14 protein-coding genes are annotated in these 19,542 nt (G+C 63.5%); 9 read left to right on the forward strand and 5 right to left on the reverse strand.

The features are described from left to right. Nucleotides 1–29: 29 nt before the first annotated feature. The 5 genes from JS541_RS02830 (at nucleotide 30) to JS541_RS02850 (ending at nucleotide 7,755) form a co-directional block, all read left to right on the forward strand. Entirely contained in the window at nucleotides 30–1,919 is a 1,890-nt protein-coding gene (locus JS541_RS02830) for a beta-L-arabinofuranosidase domain-containing protein (RefSeq protein ID WP_214372942.1), read from the forward strand. 93 nt (nucleotides 1,920–2,012) lie between these two features. Then, nucleotides 2,013–4,457 carry a glycoside hydrolase N-terminal domain-containing protein gene (locus JS541_RS02835; RefSeq protein ID WP_214372944.1) on the forward strand — a complete coding sequence of 815 codons (2,445 nt, stop codon included), beginning with the start codon at nucleotides 2,013–2,015 and terminating at the stop codon, nucleotides 4,455–4,457. A gap of 159 nt (nucleotides 4,458–4,616) precedes the next feature. Beyond that, complete coding sequence (locus JS541_RS02840; RefSeq protein ID WP_214372946.1) at nucleotides 4,617–5,921, forward strand: extracellular solute-binding protein; 1,305 nt, start codon at nucleotides 4,617–4,619, stop codon at nucleotides 5,919–5,921. Further along, entirely contained in the window at nucleotides 5,918–6,850 is a 933-nt protein-coding gene (locus JS541_RS02845) for a sugar ABC transporter permease (protein ID WP_214372948.1), read from the forward strand. Before JS541_RS02840 ends, JS541_RS02845 begins: the two co-directional genes overlap by 4 nt. Then, the gene (locus JS541_RS02850) at nucleotides 6,847–7,755 is read left to right on the forward strand and encodes a carbohydrate ABC transporter permease (RefSeq protein WP_214372950.1); all 909 of its coding nucleotides are present in this window, start codon (nucleotides 6,847–6,849) and stop codon (nucleotides 7,753–7,755) included. Before JS541_RS02845 ends, JS541_RS02850 begins: the two co-directional genes overlap by 4 nt. Nucleotides 7,756–7,902: 147 nt before the next feature. Here the strand turns inward: JS541_RS02850 and JS541_RS02855 are convergent, their stop codons facing one another. The 3 genes from JS541_RS02855 to JS541_RS02865 form a co-directional block, all read right to left on the reverse strand. Beyond that, nucleotides 7,903–9,024, reverse strand: coding sequence for a LacI family DNA-binding transcriptional regulator (locus JS541_RS02855; RefSeq protein ID WP_214372953.1), 1,122 nt, complete (start codon nucleotides 9,022–9,024; stop codon nucleotides 7,903–7,905). A gap of 81 nt (nucleotides 9,025–9,105) precedes the next feature. Beyond that, a complete protein-coding gene (locus JS541_RS02860) occupies nucleotides 9,106–10,797 on the reverse strand; it encodes a hypothetical protein (RefSeq protein ID WP_214372955.1) in 1,692 nt (563 codons plus the stop codon). Nucleotides 10,798–10,884: 87 nt separating this feature from the next. Continuing rightward, nucleotides 10,885–11,886, reverse strand: a complete 1,002-nt coding sequence (locus JS541_RS02865) for an AEC family transporter (RefSeq protein ID WP_214372957.1) — start codon at nucleotides 11,884–11,886, stop codon at nucleotides 10,885–10,887. Between the two features lie 406 nt (nucleotides 11,887–12,292). Here JS541_RS02865 and JS541_RS02870 point away from each other — a divergent pair, with 406 nt between their 5' ends. The 4 genes from JS541_RS02870 (at nucleotide 12,293) to JS541_RS02885 (ending at nucleotide 16,666) form a co-directional block, all read left to right on the forward strand. Continuing rightward, nucleotides 12,293–13,444, forward strand: a complete 1,152-nt coding sequence (locus tag JS541_RS02870) for a Gfo/Idh/MocA family oxidoreductase (protein WP_214372959.1) — start codon at nucleotides 12,293–12,295, stop codon at nucleotides 13,442–13,444. 138 nt (nucleotides 13,445–13,582) lie between these two features. Continuing rightward, nucleotides 13,583–14,803 (forward strand): DUF993 family protein, encoded by a 1,221-nt coding sequence (locus JS541_RS02875; RefSeq protein WP_214372961.1) that lies wholly within the window; start codon nucleotides 13,583–13,585, stop codon nucleotides 14,801–14,803. A 22-nt stretch (nucleotides 14,804–14,825) separates the two neighbouring features. Beyond that, the gene (locus JS541_RS02880; protein ID WP_214372963.1) at nucleotides 14,826–15,671 is read left to right on the forward strand and encodes a sugar phosphate isomerase/epimerase family protein; all 846 of its coding nucleotides are present in this window, start codon (nucleotides 14,826–14,828) and stop codon (nucleotides 15,669–15,671) included. Between the two features lie 167 nt (nucleotides 15,672–15,838). Further along, nucleotides 15,839–16,666: a TSUP family transporter gene (locus JS541_RS02885; RefSeq protein ID WP_214372965.1), complete on the forward strand. Its 828-nt coding sequence runs from the start codon at nucleotides 15,839–15,841 to the stop codon at nucleotides 16,664–16,666. 114 nt (nucleotides 16,667–16,780) lie between these two features. Here the strand turns inward: JS541_RS02885 and JS541_RS02890 are convergent, their stop codons facing one another. Together JS541_RS02890 and JS541_RS02895 are read right to left on the reverse strand one after the other, a co-directional pair. After that, nucleotides 16,781–18,016: an AGE family epimerase/isomerase gene (locus tag JS541_RS02890; protein ID WP_214372966.1), complete on the reverse strand. Its 1,236-nt coding sequence runs from the start codon at nucleotides 18,014–18,016 to the stop codon at nucleotides 16,781–16,783. Between the two features lie 106 nt (nucleotides 18,017–18,122). Beyond that, on the reverse strand, nucleotides 18,123–19,424 hold the full coding sequence (locus JS541_RS02895; RefSeq protein WP_214372969.1) for a glycoside hydrolase family 125 protein: 1,302 nt from the start codon (nucleotides 19,422–19,424) through the stop codon (nucleotides 18,123–18,125). Nucleotides 19,425–19,542 lie beyond the last annotated feature (118 nt).

The raw sequence follows: 19,542 nt of genomic DNA on the forward strand, positions 1-19,542 counted from the left end.
GAGTCGTAGAGGATCGAAAGGAGCATGAGATGTCCATCAAGACGTATGAGGCGTTCCCCATCGATCAGGTGACGTTGCTGGATGGTGAGTTTCTACGCCGCCAGGAACTGGTGAAACGCTATGTACTCGGTTTCGATGTCGATCGGCTGATGCATACGTTCCGCATCAACGCCGGGCTGGCGAGTGAGGCGATTCCCCTTGGCGGTTGGGAGGCTCCGGATTGCGGTCTGCGGGGTCATTTCGTGGGGCATTTTCTGTCCGCCGCATCAAGGTTCTGCGTCGACGGCAACAACAGTGCTCGGGAACGCGAACTGCTGCATGGCAAGGTCGATGGAATCGTGGCCGTCATGAAGCAATGCGCGCATGAGGACGGTTATCTCAGCGCGTTCCCCGAATCCGATCTGGAACGGCTTGAAGAGCAGGAGTTCCAGGGAGTGTGGGCGCCCTACTATACGCTGCACAAGATCATGCAGGGCCTGGTGGACGCCTCCCGCTACGCCGGCAACGGAGACGCGCTGGATCTGGCGGTGGGTCTCGCGCATTACATCGGCCGTCGTTTCGACCGGCTTGGCTTCTGGAAGATCGACAACATCCTGCATCCCACACGGCTCAACCCGGTCAACGAGTACGGCGGCATCGGCGACGTGCTATACACGCTGTACACCATGGCCGGCGACGAGTCCATCCTGCATACCGCCGAGCTGTTCGATCGCGAGTATTTCGCCGGCAATCTCGCCAACGGCCATGATGTGCTCGAGGATCTGCACGCCAACACGCATCTGCCGATGGTCATGGCCATGATGCGCCGGTATGAGATCACCGGAGAGACGAGATACCGTGACGCCGCGGAGCATTTCTACCGGTTCCTGCGCACACGGACGTTCGCGAACGGATCGAACAGTTCAAAGGCCACGCACTACTCCGTTTCCGGGGTATCGTCCAAAGCCGAACACTGGGGAGCAGCCGGCGACCTGCATGACGCGCTGACCGGCGGGGAAAGCGAATCCTGCAACGGGCACAACACGGAATCGATCGTTTCCGCACTGTTCTCGTGGAACGGCGACCCTGACCTCCTCGCGCATCTCGCCCGGCTGAAATTCGACGCCGTGCTCAACTGCATGAGCCCATCAACCGGGCTGTCCCAGTATCATCAGCCGATGGGCGGGGCCGTGTACAAGGTGTTCAGCACCCCGGACGACTCGTTCTGGTGCTGTACCGGCACGGGCGTGGAAGGCGGCTCCGACCTGCAGAAGGACATCTGGTTCAAGGGCGTCGATTCCGACGATATCGTGCTTTCGTCGTTCATCGCATCCCGGTTGAACTGGCGGGAACGTGGCCTGACGTTCGATTTGCGGACCGTGTATCCGATGTCGCTGTCGGCCGACATCGAAGTGCATGAGGAATCCGCGCAGACCATGCCGCGACATGCGAGGCTGCTGCTGCGAGCCGACATGGTGCGCTCCGTGACGGTTCTGGACAGGAACGGCGACCCGGCCGCATCGTCCATCGAATACGATCACGGGTTCATCAGTGTGATGCGCGTCTTCCGTGATGGCGATGTGATCCGGATCGGATTGCGCGAGGCGTTGCGCGGGGAACCGTTGGCGGGAGATCCGAGCAGGATCTCGCTGCTATGCGGCGATGTCCTGCTCGCCGGTCTGGGAACCGCGATCGGTATCGGTCCCCTCCCTCCCGAAGATCTTGACGGCCGATGCCGACGCGTCATGCCGGACGAGTCATCGAGGACGCGGCGCAATAACAGCAACGTTCTGTATACGCTGTCCACTGGTTCGGGGCCTGTCGATCTGGTTCCCCTGTATGCGGTGGGGGCGAAGCAGCGCTATACCGTGTATTTCAGCACAGCCGCCGAACCTGTCGTCGAGCAGGAGTTCAAACCGGTGGCCGAAGGCGCGAATTAGCCGCCTGCTGTCTTTCAACGACGTTTTTTGCTCCGGTTCATGACGATACGGGCCGGAACATCGCATCAGCCATGCCAATGATGGAGGTTGACCATGAAACTGATCTATGACAGTCCGTCCGACGACTGGGTCGACGGCATACCGATCGGCAACGGCCGTATGGGAGCGATGGTATGTTCCACACCCCAGGCCGACGTTCTGTATCTGAACGACGACACGCTATGGTCCGGCTATCCGCACGACGATCAGATTCGTTTGGATCGCAGGATCGTGGATCTTGCACGGAGGTACGCGACCCAGGGACGGTATGCCGAAGCCACGGAGACGATCCGCTCCCGCACTGATCTGCAGGAGGATGTCCAGATGTACGAGCCGTTCGGCACACTGCGAATCTCCTTCTCCCCTGCAGGAACGGCCAGGACGTTCACGCGCGAGCTGGACATGTCCAGCGCCGTCGCCGGCGCACGGGCGGATTACGGCAAACATGAGCGTCGCATGCGCGTGTTCTGCTCCACGCCGGCAGACCTGCTCGTCTACCGGGTGGAATCGTCCATACCGTTTTCCTGCACGATCACGGCGGCGGACGGGTTCCTGCGGCGGTGCGACTGGGACTTCACGCCGTTCGCCACGATCTCGGACGAGAGCGACGGACGAAAAGGCTACATGCTGTACGGCCAGTGCCCCGGATTGAACGTCGGAGGCATGGACGCAGGACAGGCCGGCGAGCATCCGTGGGAGCCGAGCTCACAGGGAGTGGGCATGGCCTATGCCGGAGGCGGGTCGGTGGCCGTCAAGGACGGTATGGTCGTCGCCACGGCCGACGGATTGCGTTGCGAGCAGGTGACCATGCTGACGTTGACGTTCTCGTCCTGTTCCGGGTTCCGTGGATTCGACGTTCAGCCGGAACGTTCGCAGGAACAGGTGGCCTCCCGGCTGACCGAACGGATGGGCGAGATGCCCCGGCGTTCATATCATGCCGCGCTGGTGGAACATGAACGGGATTACCGGATGTTGTTCGACCGGGTATCCATTGGTTTCCATGTGCCGGGCACTCTGCGCGACGACGGCATAGCGACGGATGAGCGGGTGCACGTCGATCGTCTGCTCGGCCGCGGCATCTCAGATGAAACGCTCCCGGTACTAAGCGCCGTGCTGTTCGACTTCGGACGCTATCTGGCCATATCCTGCTCCCGGCCCGGCTCGCAGCCGGCCAATCTGCAGGGGATATGGAACGATCGCGTCGTGCCGCCATGGCTGTGCGAGTATACCGCCAACATCAATGTCGAAATGAACTATTGGCTGACCGGTCCGTGCGACCTGCACGAGCTGATCGAACCGTTGGTCCGGATGAACCACGAGCTGCTGAGCACCGGAGGACGGGTCGCATCCCGGGTTTTCGGTCTCGGCGGTTCGGCGGTGTTCCACAACATCGATATCTGGCGCAAGTGTTCGCCGGCGAAAGGCGATCCCTCTTGGTCGTTCTGGCCGTTGGGGCAGGCGTGGATGTGCAGGAACCTGTACGAGGACTACCTGTTCACGCAGGACGTTGACTACCTGCTGGATATTTGGCCGGTACTGGTGAACAGCGCTCGATTCGTGTTGCAATCCCTACGACAGACCCCCGATGGTCTCGCTCTGTGCCCGGCCACATCACCGGAAAACCTGTTCTGGGATGACGGCCGGCAGGCGTCGGTGGCGATGTACAGCGAAAACACGCTGGCCATAGCAAGGAACCTGTTCCGGGATGTCGTCGAGGCTGCGGGAATACTGCACGGCCGGCTGAACGACGCCGACCGGGAGACCGTGTCGCGCATCGCGACCGCCTTGGGTTCTCTGGTTCCCGTGCAAGTGGACGGCGTCGGACGGATCATGGAATGGAACGGCCCCTTTGAAGCCGTGGATCCCCATCACCGGCATCTGTCGCATCTCTATGAACTGCATCCAGGCAATGGCATCACCGCGGACCAGCGGGCGTTGTTCAATGCGGCACGGCGATCGCTGGAATCGCGCGGGGAATACGGGTCGGGCTGGAGCCTGGCATGGCGTTTGATGATGTGGGCGCGGCTAAGGGATGCTTCACGGACAAAACAGGCCATCGCCATGTTCTGCCACGTGGTTGACGCGAACACGGCAACCTCCATACACGGAGGAGGGATCTACCCCAGCCTGCTATGTGCGCATCCGCCGTTCCAGATCGACGGCAACCTCGGTTTTACAGCCGCGGTATGCGAGATGCTGCTGCAAAGCCATGACGGCGTGCTGCATCTGCTTCCCGCATGGCCTATGGAGTGGGGCGGCGGGCACGCTCACGGGCTGCGCGCGAGAGGCGGATTGCGCGTCGATCTCAACTGGGACGAGCATACGGTCTTCTGCCGTATCACCGCCGGTCGCCGGCGCGACCTGATGGTCGCCGTCAGCCGCAACGCCGCGAAACCGGTGACCGTGGAGGGATCGCTCGAAATGACGGTTCCACTGAACAAGCATCCAGACAATCCTCACATCGACGAGATCGGAGGAACTGGCAGCACTAGGCAATAGCAATCTCCCCATATCCCATGCACGTATGACGATATGGGGCCCGCCAGAAGCCGATACGGCTTCGGCAAACGGGAACCACGTCGAAGCGGTTCCCGATAACCAGACAAGCGGCAGCCGAGGAAGGCGGCCGTGTTCATCAATCAGGAGAAAGGCACCATCATGAACACTCATTTCGGCAAGATCGCAAAGGCCTCGATCGCCCTGGCCTCGGCGGCATCCATGCTGCTCGTCTCGGGATGCGGATCGGCATCGACCGGCAGCGGCGAGAAAGCCACGTCCTCCGGCCCGGTCAAGCTGACCTTCTCCGGATGGGTTCCCCACATCGAAGACGCCGTCGCGCTGTGGAACAAAGAAAACCCGGACATCCAAGTCGAATTCAAGCGCATTGCCAACGACGCCATGAAGAACTACTCCTCGCAGATCGACGCCGGAGTCGCCAGCGACATCCTTCAGGTCTCAGGCGACGCGCTGGTCGATCTGGTCATCGAGCAACAGGTGCAGGACATCTCCAAGTATGTCGGGGACAAGTCCGGCCTCTTCACCGAATCCGATTGGAAATCCGGCGTGTTCGGGGACGGCGTCTACGGCGTGCCCCAGGACTCCTGTCCGGCGGCGCTGATGTACCGCAAGGACATCTTCGAACAATACGGCATCGCGGTGCCGAAGACATGGGACGAATACCTGGATGCGGCGCGCAAGCTCCACGCGGCCAATCCGGACGTGTACATCACCGCGTTCACCCCCAACGAGGCCAGCCTGTTCATTCAGGACTTCTATCAGGAAGGAGGCACGTTGTACGACGTGGACAACGACACGTGGAAGGTGATGCTCGACAGCCAGGCCTCCCAGACCGTGGCCAAACGGTACCAGACGCTGATCGACGAAGGCCTGGTCAAGATCGTGGACATGTGGACGCCTGATTTCTGGTCTGCGGTCAACGACGGCACCATCGCCTCCTTCAACTATCAGGCATGGTTCCCGGTGATCATCGAGGAGAACGCTCCGAAACTCGCCGGCAAGTGGGCCGTGACGCAGAGCCCGTCCGACAGCGGCAACGGTCCTTCAAGCAACGTCGGCGGTGGCCTGAACACCATTCCGGTCACCAGCAAGCATCCTGCGGAGGCCAGCAAGTTCATCACCTGGCTGAACTCCGACGAGAAGTCCCTTGACATCCTCATCGAAAAGGGCGGCCTGTTCCCCGCGGCCAAGGCCGGACTGGAGAACAAGACCCTGAACAAGGCCAGCGCCTACTGGGGCGGTCAGGCTCCCGGCGCCGAGTTCGTCAAGGCCGCGAAGAATTCGGTGAAGGGTTCCACCGGCCCGCAGGTCGATGCCGGACTGACCGCCCTCAAGGACGGCTTCGCCAAGGTGGGCAACAAGCAGGACACCATGAGCGATGTGGTGACGCAGGCCGCCGCCGCAATGCGCAAGGCCGCATCGGATAAGGGATTGAACGTCAAATGAGCGCCGCAACCACCTCAATTCAAGGTTCGCGCCGCGGCAAGCGGCGCGGGCCGGGGCTGGCCCCCTACTTCTTCGTCGCCCCGTTCGCCGTCGCATTCGTACTGTTCCTGCTCTCGCCGCTCCTGGTGGCGGTGTGGAGCTCGCTGTTCACCGTCAAACGTTCCGGCCTTGGCTTCGGCGGAACGAAGACCTCAGTATTCGTCGGACTCAGCAACTACCAGGCCGCATTGCAGGACAAGCAGTTCATGTCCGGATTCGGAAGGGTGCTGCTGTTCGGCGTCGTGCAGGTCCCGCTCATGCTCGGACTGGCGTTGCTGTTCGCGTTGCTGATCGACTCGACGCTTGTCCGGTTCAAGAAAACGGCGCAGATCGTCCTGTTCATCCCGTACGCGGTGCCCGCGGTCATCGCCGCCCTGCTGTGGGGCTTCCTGTACCAGCCCGGCGTCAGCCCGATCGTCAAGGGACTGCGCGGAATCGGCCTCGACGTGAACTTCCTCGCTCCGGGCTCGGTGCTGTGGTCGACCGCCAACATCACCACATGGTGTTATGTGGGCGTCAACATGGTCATGATCTATTCGGCATTGCAGGCGATCCCGCAGGACATCTACGAGGCGGCACGCATCGACGGAGCCAGCGAGGCGCGCATCGCCTGGTCCATCAAGATCCCGATGATCATGCCCACGCTGATCGTGACCCTGTTCCTGTCGATCATCGGCACCATCCAACTGTTCAACGAACCCACCGTGTTGCGCACCGTCACCAGCAACGTCTCCTCGGATTTCACGCCGCTGATGTCCATCGTCAATACGGCGTTCGCACAGAAGAACCAAAGCCTGGGCTCCGCGATGTCCGTCATCGTGGCCTTGGTGGCCTTCGTTCTGTCCGGGGTCATCAATCTGGCACAACGTAAGTGGGAGGAGAAAGCATGAGCGCCGTCACACGACCGGCCGTCGCCCGCCAAGGTCTGAAAATCCGCTCCGGTCAACGTATCGTCCTGTCCCACGGATGGGCGCGCATCCTGACGATGCTGCTGTTCGCGGTCGCGTTCATCTACTTCGTCGTCCCTGTCTGCTGGCTGTTCGTCGCCTCCACGAAGAGCGCCGGCGACCTGTACACCACACCAAGCTTCGCGTTCGCCAAATTCCGCCTCTTCGAGAACATCGGAGCGCTGTTCGCCTATCAGAACGGCGTCTACCTGCGATGGATCGCGAACTCGATCCTCTACTCGGTGGTCGGCTCCCTGCTCACCGTGCTGGTGTCCGCCATGTGCGGCTACGGACTCGCCGTATACCAGTTCCGGGGACGCAAGATCATCCTCGGCGCGGTGATGGTCAGCTTCCTCGTCCCGGGTGCGGCATTGACCCAGCCCCTGTACCTACAGCTGGTGCGCATGGGACTGAACAACAACATCCTGGGCGTGATCCTTCCGGCGCTGGTATACCCGTTCGGCGTGATGTTCTCATGGCTCACGGTGCAGGCCTCCGTACCGATGGAGATCATCGAAGCCGCACGCGTCGACGGCGCAGGAGAGATCCGAACCTTCTTCCAGATCGTGATGCCGATGATGCGAGTCGGCCTGACCACGGTGTTCCTGTTCACCTTCATGGGAAGCTGGAACAACTACATGCTGCCGATGATGATCCTCGACGACCCCAAACTGTACCCACTCGCAGTCGGCCTAGTCGACTGGAACAAGCAGTCCACTTCAGTGGCGCAGCTGGGAACCCTGACCCTCGTCGGCTCCTTCGTATCGTTGGTTCCGCTGATTCTCGTGTTCATCTTCTCGCAGCGGTACTGGAAATCCGGAATCGCAGCAGGCGGCGTCAAAATGTGACGACGGCGTGACTCACCGCATCCATACGACAAATGCGATGCCATAGGCAGTTGCTCATGGCATCGCATTTTCAAGATAAGGACATGCTCAAACCGTGCGTAGCTTGGTATGCCAGTCGCCAGACGGTCTGATTGATACCTTCGTCCTTCACCGTAGCGCGCTGGAGGCGCGCGGAACGAGCCGGTAGGGGATCGATTCGTGCGCGGCCGGGGGAACGGGCTCGCCTTTGGCTTTGGCCTCTACCATGGCGATCATGCGTTGCATCACCGTGCGGGCCATCGCGGGCACATCCATTTCGACGGTGGTCAACGGCGGATTCGTATACTCGGCCATTGGAATGCCGTCGAAGCCGGTGATCTTCGCCATGCCCGGCACTGCCACGCCGGCCGCCGCCAGCGTGCCGAGCGCGCCCAACGCGATCACGTCCGACAGACAGACGATGCCGACGCACCGGCCGGCGGCGACATCCGCCTTCCACGCGGGATCATCCAGCATGAGCCGCGTCGCATCGCGTCCGCCGGCCATCGTCCATTCGCAGTCCATGCGCTGTGCGGCCGCCAGTTCAATGCCGTGCGCACGCAGCGTCTCCTCGATCGCCGCCGTGCGCCGTACGCCGAACCCCTTGCCGGTCTCATGCGCCGATGACTGGCCGGACGGACGCTGCGCGCCGAAGATGCGGAACGAACGGCAACCCTGCCGCCACAGGTGTTCCACAGCCTCCGTCACGCCGTCGACGCAGGCGGTGTCCATCGAATCGACGCGGGTGAACGACGCGCAATCGCCGATGACCAGCGCCGGCTTGCCCTGCACATGGCCGATCACCTGATCCTCGGTGATGTTCGGAGCATCGAGGATGATGCCGTCGTACACCAGTCCCGGATCGGGGCGGATCGCGCGGATCTCCTCGCGTTCGGAACTCGACGACTGGCGCACCACGGCCTGATAGCCGTGCCGGACGGCCTCCTGTGTGAGATATTTGGCGATGCGCGCATGAAACGGCACCTCGAAATCGTCGACCACGACTTGGATGATGCCGCTGCGACGGTTGCGTAGCATCATGGCCGCCGCATTCGCCTGATAGCCCATCTCGCGCGCCACCTGACGGATGCGCTCGCGGTTCGCCGTGCTCACGTTCGGCTTGCCGCGCAACGCGTTGGACACGGTCATCTGCGAAAAGCCGGTCGCCTTGGCGATATCGGCCAAGGTGACCGGCGTCGACATATCCGCGGAATCGGCCGCGTGCTCGTGCTGCTCGTTCATATCGTTCATCTTAAACGACCTGCATGCGTCGAAGCGGCACATGCAGGTCGTGTCATGGTCAATCGCGGTCGGTGACGGATCGCTCGCAGGTTACTTGCGGGTCACGGTCAGCAGCGAGACGGCGTGCGTCGGCAGCGCAAACCGCAACGTCGTCGCGTTCCCGCCGTCGGCCGGCACGGTCACGGTCTGCGCCGGTTCCAGCTCCTGCAACGCGCCGGCCTTGCGGATCCGGTCGTACTGTTCGCCCTGCGGGTATTTCGGGCCGCCTTCGGCCAGCCACAGCGTGTGCGCGTTCGAATGGTCATGGTCGATGCGCTGGTGCGACACGTGGTACTGCCCGGGCTCCAGGGCGTCGATCGTGAGCTCCACCTCGCGGCTCTCGTGCAGGTCGACGTCGTCGCAGTGCGAGTAGACGAGCACGCGCAGCGCGTCATCGGCTGCGTCATCGTCATCGCGTCCGCCGCGCGTCGCCACGCCGGCGATCACCGTCTGCGCGCCCTCGCCGGTGTATGCGGTCGGCGTGGCCTCGTCGAACCCGGTGATCAGCCTGCGGTCGTACGAACCGTCCGCCTCGCAGTCGCTGCGCAGCGCGACCGTGCGGCCGCCCAACTGGGAGAGCATGCGGAACATGTTCATCACAGGCTTGTCGATGCCCAGCGTCGAGAACGTGCGCGTGCCGGCGAAACACTCCTCCTGCGGGAACATGAACGCCCATGCGAGCGGGCGCACCGTCACGCCGCGGCTCACGCACAGCTCGTGCAGACGCGTGTACGCCGCCGCCACCCACGACGCGTAATACTCGGTGTTGCGGAAGCGCATGTTCGGATTGTCGGCGATGCCGCCCGCTGCCCACGCGTCCGGATCGGCCTCCGAGATCACGACCTCGCGGTCCTTGAACCCCTCCTGCTCGATCACATCCAACGCGAGTTCCGTCTGATGAACGAGGCTGCCCACGCTCGGCACCGACTTGGCGGCCATGTTGTCGCCCGGCAGCAGCGCGCCCTTCGCGTGGAACGTGATGAAATCGAGCCGTGCGCCGGTGCCGCCCGTGCACGAGTTGCGCCCCTCGCGGCAGTGCGCGAGGAAGGCCTGCATGAGCCGCCGACCGCCGTTGTGCAGGTAGACGCTCGTGCAGGCCGGGCCGGAGAGCCTGGCCGAGGGGAGCGCCTCGTGCAGCGCGTGCTCGGTGTAGTCGAACAGCTTGCAGTATTCCTCGTCGGTGCCGGCCCAGTAGAAGATGTCCGGCTCGTTCCACAGTTCGAAATACCAGGTCTTGATCTCGTCTTCGCCGTACCGGTCGGCCAGATGGCGCGCGACGGTGAGCATGAAGTCATGCCACTTGTCGTAGCTTGCCGGCGGATACGTCCAGCCGACCTCGCGGTAGTGGTTCACGCCGCCCAGCTCCGGCTGCTCCTTGTACTTCGGATCGGCGAGCTTCTCGGGCATGAAGCCGAGTTCGACGAACGGCTTGTTGCCGGTGGCGAGGATCGTGTCGAGGATGAGGTCGTAGTACGTGAAGTCATAGATCGCGTTGCCGGCCGCGTCCTCGCGGTAGATGTTCGACGAGCCGAACTTCTGCGTGCCGTGGCAGCTGCCGTTGCAGAACATGAAATGCGTGCGCACGTAGTACGGCGCGTCGGGCATCGCACCGAACTTGGCGAGCAGTTCCTTGCCTTCGGGCATGTACGTGTAGTTGCACTCGTCGTAGCCGATGTAGCGCCAGGAACGGTCGAGCGTGCCGGTGGGGCACGCGGCATCGACGGTGATGTGGCAGGTGGTCATGGTGGATTCTCCTTGGGATTGGTGGTTGGATGGTCGATGGATGGAAAGTCGGGGTGACATGGTCGGTTGGGCTCGTGGGCCGGACGGTCATTGCATGAGCATGTGCAGCCCGGTCATGAGGATCATGGCGAGGATGCTGGTGGTGGCGAGCGTGAACCCGGCGAGTCTGGCGTTGCCGAGGACGCGGTCGGTGAACAGCGTGCAGAACACGGCGGTCGGCGCGAAGCACATCAGCGCCACGGACTGACGGGTCGTCGGGTCGAGCGGCAGCAGGAACCAGGCCGCCAGGGCGAACAGCACGCCGAACGGGATCCTCCAGCCGATCACCTGCAGGAGATCGCGTACGTCGTCGCGGCTGCCGGGCAGCTCCATGAGCATGCCGACCATGAGCATCGAGCAGAACGGATTCGCGTCCGCCAACGGCGCGAGCACGTCCGCCAGCAGGCGCGGGATCGGCAGGTCGAACAGCACGACGATGGTCATGACCATGTACATGTCGAACGGTCCGGACCTGACGAAGCCGAGCATGATCGTCTTCAGCCGCGCGAGACGCATGGCTCGGCGGGCGGCCGCGGTGGCCGGCCGGGGAGGCGCGGGCAGGGTCGGCGCGTCTCCCGCGTGCTGTTCGGTGATCGGCCGGTCCGGGTCGACGTGCAGGAGCGTGGTGGTCATCACGTTGCTGCCGGCGGTGGTCATGACCGCGTTGCCGATGTCCATCATCGCGCCGGTCACGATCGCGCCGGACCCGTAGAACGCCTGCAGCAGCGGGAAGCAGAAGTTGCCGATGTTGTAGCCCGACGAGTTGAGCATGAGGAACGCGCGGTCCGCGACCGGACGCCGGCGCGTGGCCCAGAACACGAACGGCACCGGCACGAACGCGGCGAGGAACCCGAACAGCGTGACCCACAGCAGGTCCACGCTGTGCGGGTTCCTCGCGAACGACACGAGGATCGACGCGGGCAGCGTCACATCGAACACCACCACCTGCATGATCCGGTAATCCTTCGCCCCGAACAAACCGACACGCTTGAGCAGATAACCGATCAGAATGATCAGCAAAAACGTCAACGGTTTCATCAACTGGCCCACGAGTCTCTCCTTCGGCGTCCGTGAACGGTTTGCTCAAACAGTTATGTTTTACGTTAAACCTGATGGTGGGGGATGTCAAGCGGGGAGTGTTCGCGCGTCACGTTTCCGCCTCGGCGCTCGGCGGCGTTGTGGCCGTGCGGCCTGCGTTCGCGTTGATTGCGCGGCTTGGTTGACGCCTTGGCTCTCGAAATCGCTTACCGTGGATTGAGGCGTAGGGTTGTATTTGGAATATGCACTGCTGTCGGCGTTTCTGTGATTTGCGCAACATGGCACCGGTGTGTATATTGGTAAGCAATGGAAAGCGCTTACCGAAGAGTTGCGTGGTGGATTACCGCCGGCTGGCATCGGCGGCGGGCGCACGACAGAAGACCGTGACTGCAAAGCCGCAATCAGTGAAAGGAACAATATGGCAGACAAGACCATTGGCGTCATCCTCAACGGTGCGACCGGGCGTATGGGATACCGGCAGCACCTGTGCCGCTCCATCCTGCCCATCATCGAACAAGGGGGAGTGGATCTTGCGGACGGCTCTCGCGTCCAACTCGATCCGATCCTCGTCGGACGCCACGAATCCAAGCTCAAGGAAGCCTCCGAAAAGCACGGCGGACTCAAGTACACCACCGATCTCGACTCCGTGCTCGCCGACCCGGCCTACCCGCTGTACGCCGACTTCCTCGTGACCTCCGCCCGTCCGGACGCGATCAAGAAGGCCATCGCCGCCGGCAAGGACATTTACACCGAAAAACCGATCGCCGAAACCTACGAGGATGCGCGCGAACTTGTCGAACTGGCCGAGAAGGCCGGTGTCAAGACCGGCGTCGTGCACGACAAGCTGTTCCTGCCGGGTCTCTTGAAGCTCCGCCGCCTGATCAAGTCCGGCTTCTTCGGCCGGATCCTGTCGGTGCACGGCGAATTCGGCTACTGGGTGTTCGAAGGCGACTGGCGCGCATCGCAGCGTCCGAGCTGGAACTACAAGAAGGAGCTCGGCGGCGGCATCATCTCCGACATGTTCCCGCACTGGAACTACGTGATCGAAGGCCTGTTCGGCCACATCAAGTCCGTGTACGCCGAGGCGAAGACCGAAATCACCGAGCGCTGGGACGAGCAGGGCAACAAATACGACGCCACCGCCGAGGACGCCGCCTACGCGATCTTCGAGCTCGACAACGGCATCACCGTGCAGATGAACTCCTCGTGGAACACGCGCGTCTACCGCAACGAGCTGCTCGAATTCCAAATCGACGGCACGCGCGGCTCCGCGGTCGTCGGCCTGTTCGGCGCGGAGATCCAGGTGCGCGACGTCACCCCGAAGGCGTTCTGGAATCCGGACGTGCCGGACCCGCACGACTACATGTCCGGCTGGCAGGAGATCAACACCGACGAGACGTTCGAGAACGGCTTCAAGGCGCAGTGGGAGGAGTTCATCCGCTCGCTCGCCGAGGGCACCGACTACCCGTACGACTTCGCATCCGGCGCGCGTGGCGTGCGGTTGGCCGAACTCGGCTACGAATCCGCCGCCAAGGGCGCGAAGGTGCTCGTTCCGGAAGGCCGGTACTGATTCGCCGATCGGCGCGGTCGGCGACGCGAGACGAGGGGCCGACTTCGCAATGTGCGCGCGATCACGATGCCCGCGCGCACATTGCGAAGTCCGGTTCGTTGGACTGACGTATGGGATTGCTGCATGGAAGGGAATGATATGACTGCATTCACATTGATCGACAAGAACGGCGCGACGCGCACGGTCGAGGCGAACCCGGCCCCCGCGTTCGCCAAGCCGACGCGCCCGCTCACCTCGCGCGTTGCCTACGCGGCGGCGCACGTCGTGCCGCTCGCATGGGCCGACAACACGCCGGGCCGGCCGGCCGAAGTCGACTGGGATGCGACGATCGGCTTCCGTCGCATGGTCTGGTCGTGGGGTCTCGGCGTCGCCGACTGTATGGACACCGCGCAGCGCAATCTCGGCATGGACTGGGCCGCCACCGCCGAGCTTATGCGCCGTTCCGGTGCGGCCGCCCGTGAATACGCGGCCAAGGAAGGCTGGGGCAGAAGCGTCGCCGACCTCGTGTCGGTCGGCGTGAACACCGACCAGCTCAAGCAGGGCGGCGACTACACGCTGCGTGAGATCGTCGACGCCTATCTCGAACAGCTGAACGTGTGCGAGGAGGCCGGCGACGGTCCGGTCATCATGTGCTCGCGTCACCTGTGCCGCACCGCACGGTCCGCGGCCGACTACATCAAGGTGTACGACGAGGTGATCGGCGCGGCCAAGCAGCCGGTCATCCTGCATTGGCTCGGCGAGGTCTTCGACGCGCAGCTGCACGGCTACTTCGGTTCTCCCGACTGGCACGAGGCATCCAAGACCGTGCTCACCATCATCGAGCACAACCCCGGCAAGGTGCGCGGCGTGAAGATGTCGCTGCTCGACGCCGACTCCGAACGCTACATGCGCGCTATGCTGCCCGAAGGCACGATGATGCTCACCGGCGACGACTTCCACTACGTCGACCTCATCAAGGACGCGGAGCAGGACGACCCGCGCACTGGCGGCCGCACTGTCATGCACTCCAACGCGCTGCTCGGTGCGTTCAGCGTGCTCGCGCCGCATGCCTCCGCCGCCATCCAGGCGCTGGATCGCGGCGACGAGGCCGAATACCTGCGCATCCTCGAACCCACGCAGGCGCTCGCCCAGCAGGTGTTCGTCCATCCGACCGAGTTCTACAAGACCTCCGTCTCGTTCATGAGCTGGCTCAACGGCCACCAGCCCGCCTTCCAGATGGTCGGGGGGCTGCAGTCCGCGCGCAGCCTGCCCAACCTGAGCCGCGTCGTCGAACTCGCCAACGACTGCGGTGCGTTCGAGCAGCCCGAACTCGCCGCCGAACGCTGGAACGCGTTCCTCGCCATCAACGGGATCAAGTAAGCGTCACTAAGGAAGCAATATCATGACCAATCCGATTCTGTCCATGAACCAGGCGACGATCAAGCACGCCGACCTGAAGCAGACCATCGACACGCTCACCAAGGCCGGCTATCACAGCGTCGGTCTGTGGCGCGAGCCGGTCGAGGCCGTGGGCCTCAAGGAGGCCGTCAAGATGGTCGCCGACTCCGGCCTGCGCGTGTCCACCATGTGCCGCGGCGGCTTCTTCACCATGCCCGAAGGCCCGGCCCGCCGCGCCTCCATCGACGACAACCGCAAGCTCATCGAGGAGACCGCCGCGTTCGGCTGCAAGGTGCTCGTGCTCGTTGTCGGCGGTCTGCCGGAAGGGTCCAAGGATCTCGCCGGCGCGCGCGGCCGTATCGAGGACGCGTTGTTTGAACTGGAGAAGGATGCGCTCGATGCCGGTGTCACGCTTGCCATCGAACCGCTGCACCCGATGTACTGCACCGACCGCGCGTGCGTGTCCACGCTCGGCCAGGCGCTCGACATCGCCTCGTCGTTCGATCCGAAGGCCGTCGGCGTGACCGTCGACACGTTCCACATCTTCTGGGACCCGCAGGTGCTCGACTCGATCGCGCGCGCGGGCCGCGAAGGCCGCATCGCCACCTATCAGGTGTGCGACTACCGCACGCCGTTCGAAAAGGACGTACTGCTCAGCCGCCACTACATGGGCGAGGGCATGATCGACTTCAAGCCGCTGACCGAAGCCGTGGCCGCCACCGGATGGCGCGGCGACATCGAATGCGAGATCTTCAACCAGGCCGTCTGGGACACCCCGTTCGACGAGGTCGCCAAGCGCGTCTCCGACGCGTTCGACAAGGAAGTGGCCCCGTACTGGCCGGTGCACTGAGCCGCGAATCACGGCATCGGCGACGATGAAATGGGCGGGACCGAATCCGGTTCCGCCCATTTCGCGTATGACCGCCATGTCCACATACCGCGGCGAAGCCGCCGGGAGCCTGTCGGCCGGCGTATTCTCGCACGAGGTTGCAGTAACACCATGAGGAAGGAACCGCCGTGATCGCGGGATTTTCGATATTGACGTTGTTTCTGATCCTGCTGGCCGGCGTCGGCGCGGGATTCGTCGGCTACGCGGTGGGCGCGTCCTCATTGGTGTCGTATCCCGCCCTGCTTGCGCTCGGCATCCCTCCGGTGCTGGCGAACGCCACCAACACGGTCGGCGTGGTCGGCACCGGCATCGGCGGGATGATGGGCGCTCGCAAGGAGCTCGCCGGCCAGACGCTGCGTTCGGCCGTCTACATCGCGATCGGCGCGGTGGGCGGCGTGCTGGGCGCGATGCTGCTGCTTGCCCTCGACCCGAAGGTGTTCGAATACCTTGCGCCGGCGCTGATCCTGTTCAGCTCGCTGGTGATTGCGTTCAACCCGCGTGGCCGCATGCAGGCCAAGCAGGCCGCCGCCGCGGCGCAGGCGCAACTGAAAGGCGAGGCGCCGGGCGCCTTGGATCAGCCGGTCCAGCCGTTGCGCGACGACAAGTGGTGGGTGTGGCTCGGCGTGGTTGCGGTCGCCGTCTACAGCGGCTATTTCGGCGCGGGCGCCGGCACCGTGGCGCTGGCAGTGCTCGACGCGGCCAAGATCGGACCGTTCCACAAGATCAACGCGTTGAAGACGCTCATCGGCACGGGCGCGAACATCACCGCGTCCATCGTGTTCATCGTGCGCGGCGTGGTCGACTGGCCGGCCGCGATCATGCTGTGCGTCGGTTGCTTCATCGGCGGCTATATCGCTCCGCCGATCACGCGGCACATCCCCGCGAACGTCATGCGTATCGCCGCCGTCATCGCCGGCATCGTGCTGACGATCGACCTCGGCGTCAAAACGTACTGATCTCGCGTCGAGAAGGCGAAACCTGACTGAACATATGAAATCGGGAGGGACGGCACCGCTGGTCGGGCGGTGCCGTCCCTCCCGTCATAGAGGAAAGGAGTGGGGCAGTTCAGATCACTGGGCGTTCTTGACCGCGGTGGCGATGGACACCGACGGGTCGAGGAACGGTATGAGCGTGGACTGGAACGCGTGGTACAGGTCGGACTTGCCCGGCCACACGGTGCCGATCACGTGGTTGTCCTTGTCGAGCTGGTGGAACCACGAGCCGCCCTTATGGTCGATCACATGCTCGTCGACGTACTGCGCGAACGTGGCGTACCACTGCGCGTACTCGTCCTTGCCGGTCGCCGCGTACAGCGAGGCGGAGGTGTTGAGCGACTCGGCCAGCGTCCAGTGCATGCGGTCGGTGACGACCGGCTTGCCGTTCCAGTCGGTCGTGTACGCGAGGCCCACGGTGCCGTCCGCGTTCCACGCGTCGGCCACGGCGCGCGCGAACAGGTGCTCGGCGGCCTCGATGTACGGCATGGCGCCCTCGAGGTTCGCGAACGAGCTGAGCGCCCACTGCGTGATCAGGCGCGCCCATTCGATGCCGTGGCCCGGGGTGGCGCCGTACGGCTTGAACTGGTCGTCCTTCTTGTCGGCGTTGAACTCGAGCTCGACGGTCCAGTCGGAGGCGAAGTGCTCCGGGATACGCCACTCGTTGGCCTTCGCCCAACCGATCACATGGTCGATGATGCGGCCGGCGCGCACGCGGTAGGAATTGTCGCCGGTGGCGTCGGCCACGGCGAGGAACGCCTCGGTGGTGTGCATGTTCGCGTTGAGGCCACGGTACGGGTCAAGCTCGGTGAACTCGGTGTTCCACGTATCGACCGCGAGCCCGATCTTCTCGTCCCAGAAGTGCTTGTCGTAGGTTTCCAGCGCCTCGTCGAGCAGCTCCTTGGCACCCGGTCGGCCGGCAAGCAGCGCGGAGGACGCGGCGAGGATCACGAAGGCGTGCGCGTAGCAGACCTTGCCCGGTTCCGGAGTGCCGTCCTCGTGCACCTGCGGGTACCAGCCGCCGTTCTTGTCGTCGTGCAGCACGCCGGTGAGGCCATTGAGCGCTTTGTCGGCCAGTTCGCCCGCGCCCGGGTAGCCCAGCATCTCGCCGATCGAGTAGACGTGCGCCATGCGGCTGGTGATCCAGGTCTCCTCACCGTGCGACGGGTCGATTGTCCCGTCGGAGTTCAGCCAGCCGGAGCCGCCGACCGCAGCTGGGAAGCCCTTACCGAAATTCAGCAGTTCATACGTTTCGGACGCCATGAAGATGCGGTTGGCTTCGGTGCCGAGTGTGTACTTGGGATTGGTGCTCATATCTTTCCTTCCTTGGATGGAGTGACGGTTTCGGGCAGCCGGCGCTGACCGGTCGCCTCGGTGTCGCCGTTACCGAATATTACGGAAAACGCTTTCCATAATACAGTCATCGTATGACGCGAATGTCGAAGTAGTCCATAACCAGCTCGCAGAACATCATGTTCGACCAGCTGAACCATTCGCGCGTGTACTTCGTCGGGTCGTCCACGTCGATGCCCTCGTGCATGAGATGCGTGCCTGCGTCGGTGGCGACGAGCCGGTCGAGGATGCGCGCCTTGGCGTCGCGGTCGCCGCTGGTCATCGCCTCGACCGCCAGCGCGATCGGCCACACGTAGCGCGGCGGCGTGTGCGGCGATCCGATGCCGCGCAGGAACTCGCCCTCGTAGTAATACGGGTTCTCATCGCTCAGCAGCGTGCGGCGCGTCGCCAGATACGTTTGGTCGTCGCTCTCGCAGAACCCGAGGTACGGTGCGGCCATGAGACTCGGCACGTTGCTGTCGTCCATGACGTTGAAATGGCCCAGGCCGTCCGTCTCGTACGCCCAGATCGTCTCGCCGTCGCGGTTGGTCGTCGTCGCATGACGGGCGATGCCGTCCGCGATCGACCTGCGCAATGTCTTCGCGCGATCGGCGATCTCGGGATCGTCAAGGATCTCGCCGCCGAAGACGCGCTCGAGATAGCCCATGACCACCGCCGCGAACATGTTCGCCGGCACCAGATAGTGATACGTGCACGCATCGTCGCTCGGGCGGAATCCCGACCATGTCATGCCGGTGACGGCGACTGGGGAGCCTTTGCCGTCGTTGACCAGCGATTCGGTGGGGATGTCGCAGTCGCGTACGAAGAAGTACGGCGAGCGGGCGGCGTGATCCTGCTCGGTCTCGAACACGTCAAGGATGCGGCGCGCGCCGGCGACGAACTCGGCGTCGAAATGATCGGTGCGGCCGGTGTTCGCGTACAGCAGCCATGCGAGCTGGATCGGATAGCACAGCGAGTCCACCTCGTACTTGCGCTCCCACAGCCACGGGCTGGAGAAGTCCGACCGGTCGTTCGGGTCCCACGTGTGTCCGTTCGGTTCCTCGTTGAACGCGTTCGCGTACGGGTCGATGCCGATGAACCGGAACTGCTGACGCACGAGCCCGGCGATCATGTCGGACAGATCGGGGTCGTCCTTGGCGATGACGAGATAGGGGCGTACCTGCGCGGTCGAATCGCGCAGCCACATGGCCGGGATGTCGCCGGTGAGCAGGAACGTGGTGCCGTCCTCGTGCCGCTTGACGGTGGTGAGCAGCGTGTTGGCGAAGCATGCGTTGAAGTTCTCGGCCCAGCGGGCGTGCTCGGTGCCGCACAGGTCGGTGATGCGCTGCATGAACGCGGCGACGGACTGCGGTACTTCGGTGTAGGTCATATCCGGTCCAACTTCTTTGTTAACGAGATTAATCAATCGGTGCGTCACTATTCTAAACCGCTTTAGTAGTCCGACACGCCAATGACCTTGCGGGATTGACCATATGGGGTACGAAAAA

The sequence above is a fragment of the Bifidobacterium sp. SO1 genome (genome assembly GCF_018555335.1).
GTDB classification, from domain to species: domain Bacteria; phylum Actinomycetota; class Actinomycetes; order Actinomycetales; family Bifidobacteriaceae; genus Bifidobacterium; species Bifidobacterium simiiventris.

What these genes read in the sequence shown, in the direction of transcription:
- JS541_RS02875 (WP_214372961.1), top strand. Translation starts at nt 13,583, where the DNA reads ATGACTGCATTCACATTGATCGACAAGAACGGCGCGACGCGCACGGTC.
- JS541_RS02890 (WP_214372966.1), bottom strand. Translation starts at nt 18,016, where the DNA reads ATGAGCACCAATCCCAAGTACACACTCGGCACCGAAGCCAACCGCATC.
- JS541_RS02870 (WP_214372959.1), top strand. Translation starts at nt 12,293, where the DNA reads ATGGCAGACAAGACCATTGGCGTCATCCTCAACGGTGCGACCGGGCGT.
- JS541_RS02895 (WP_214372969.1), bottom strand. Translation starts at nt 19,424, where the DNA reads ATGACCTACACCGAAGTACCGCAGTCCGTCGCCGCGTTCATGCAGCGC.
- JS541_RS02845 (WP_214372948.1), top strand. Translation starts at nt 5,918, where the DNA reads ATGAGCGCCGCAACCACCTCAATTCAAGGTTCGCGCCGCGGCAAGCGG.
- JS541_RS02860 (WP_214372955.1), bottom strand. Translation starts at nt 10,797, where the DNA reads ATGACCACCTGCCACATCACCGTCGATGCCGCGTGCCCCACCGGCACG.
- JS541_RS02840 (WP_214372946.1), top strand. Translation starts at nt 4,617, where the DNA reads ATGAACACTCATTTCGGCAAGATCGCAAAGGCCTCGATCGCCCTGGCC.
- JS541_RS02880 (WP_214372963.1), top strand. Translation starts at nt 14,826, where the DNA reads ATGACCAATCCGATTCTGTCCATGAACCAGGCGACGATCAAGCACGCC.
- JS541_RS02855 (WP_214372953.1), bottom strand. Translation starts at nt 9,024, where the DNA reads ATGAACGATATGAACGAGCAGCACGAGCACGCGGCCGATTCCGCGGAT.
- JS541_RS02850 (WP_214372950.1), top strand. Translation starts at nt 6,847, where the DNA reads ATGAGCGCCGTCACACGACCGGCCGTCGCCCGCCAAGGTCTGAAAATC.
- JS541_RS02835 (WP_214372944.1), top strand. Translation starts at nt 2,013, where the DNA reads ATGAAACTGATCTATGACAGTCCGTCCGACGACTGGGTCGACGGCATA.
- JS541_RS02830 (WP_214372942.1), top strand. Translation starts at nt 30, where the DNA reads ATGTCCATCAAGACGTATGAGGCGTTCCCCATCGATCAGGTGACGTTG.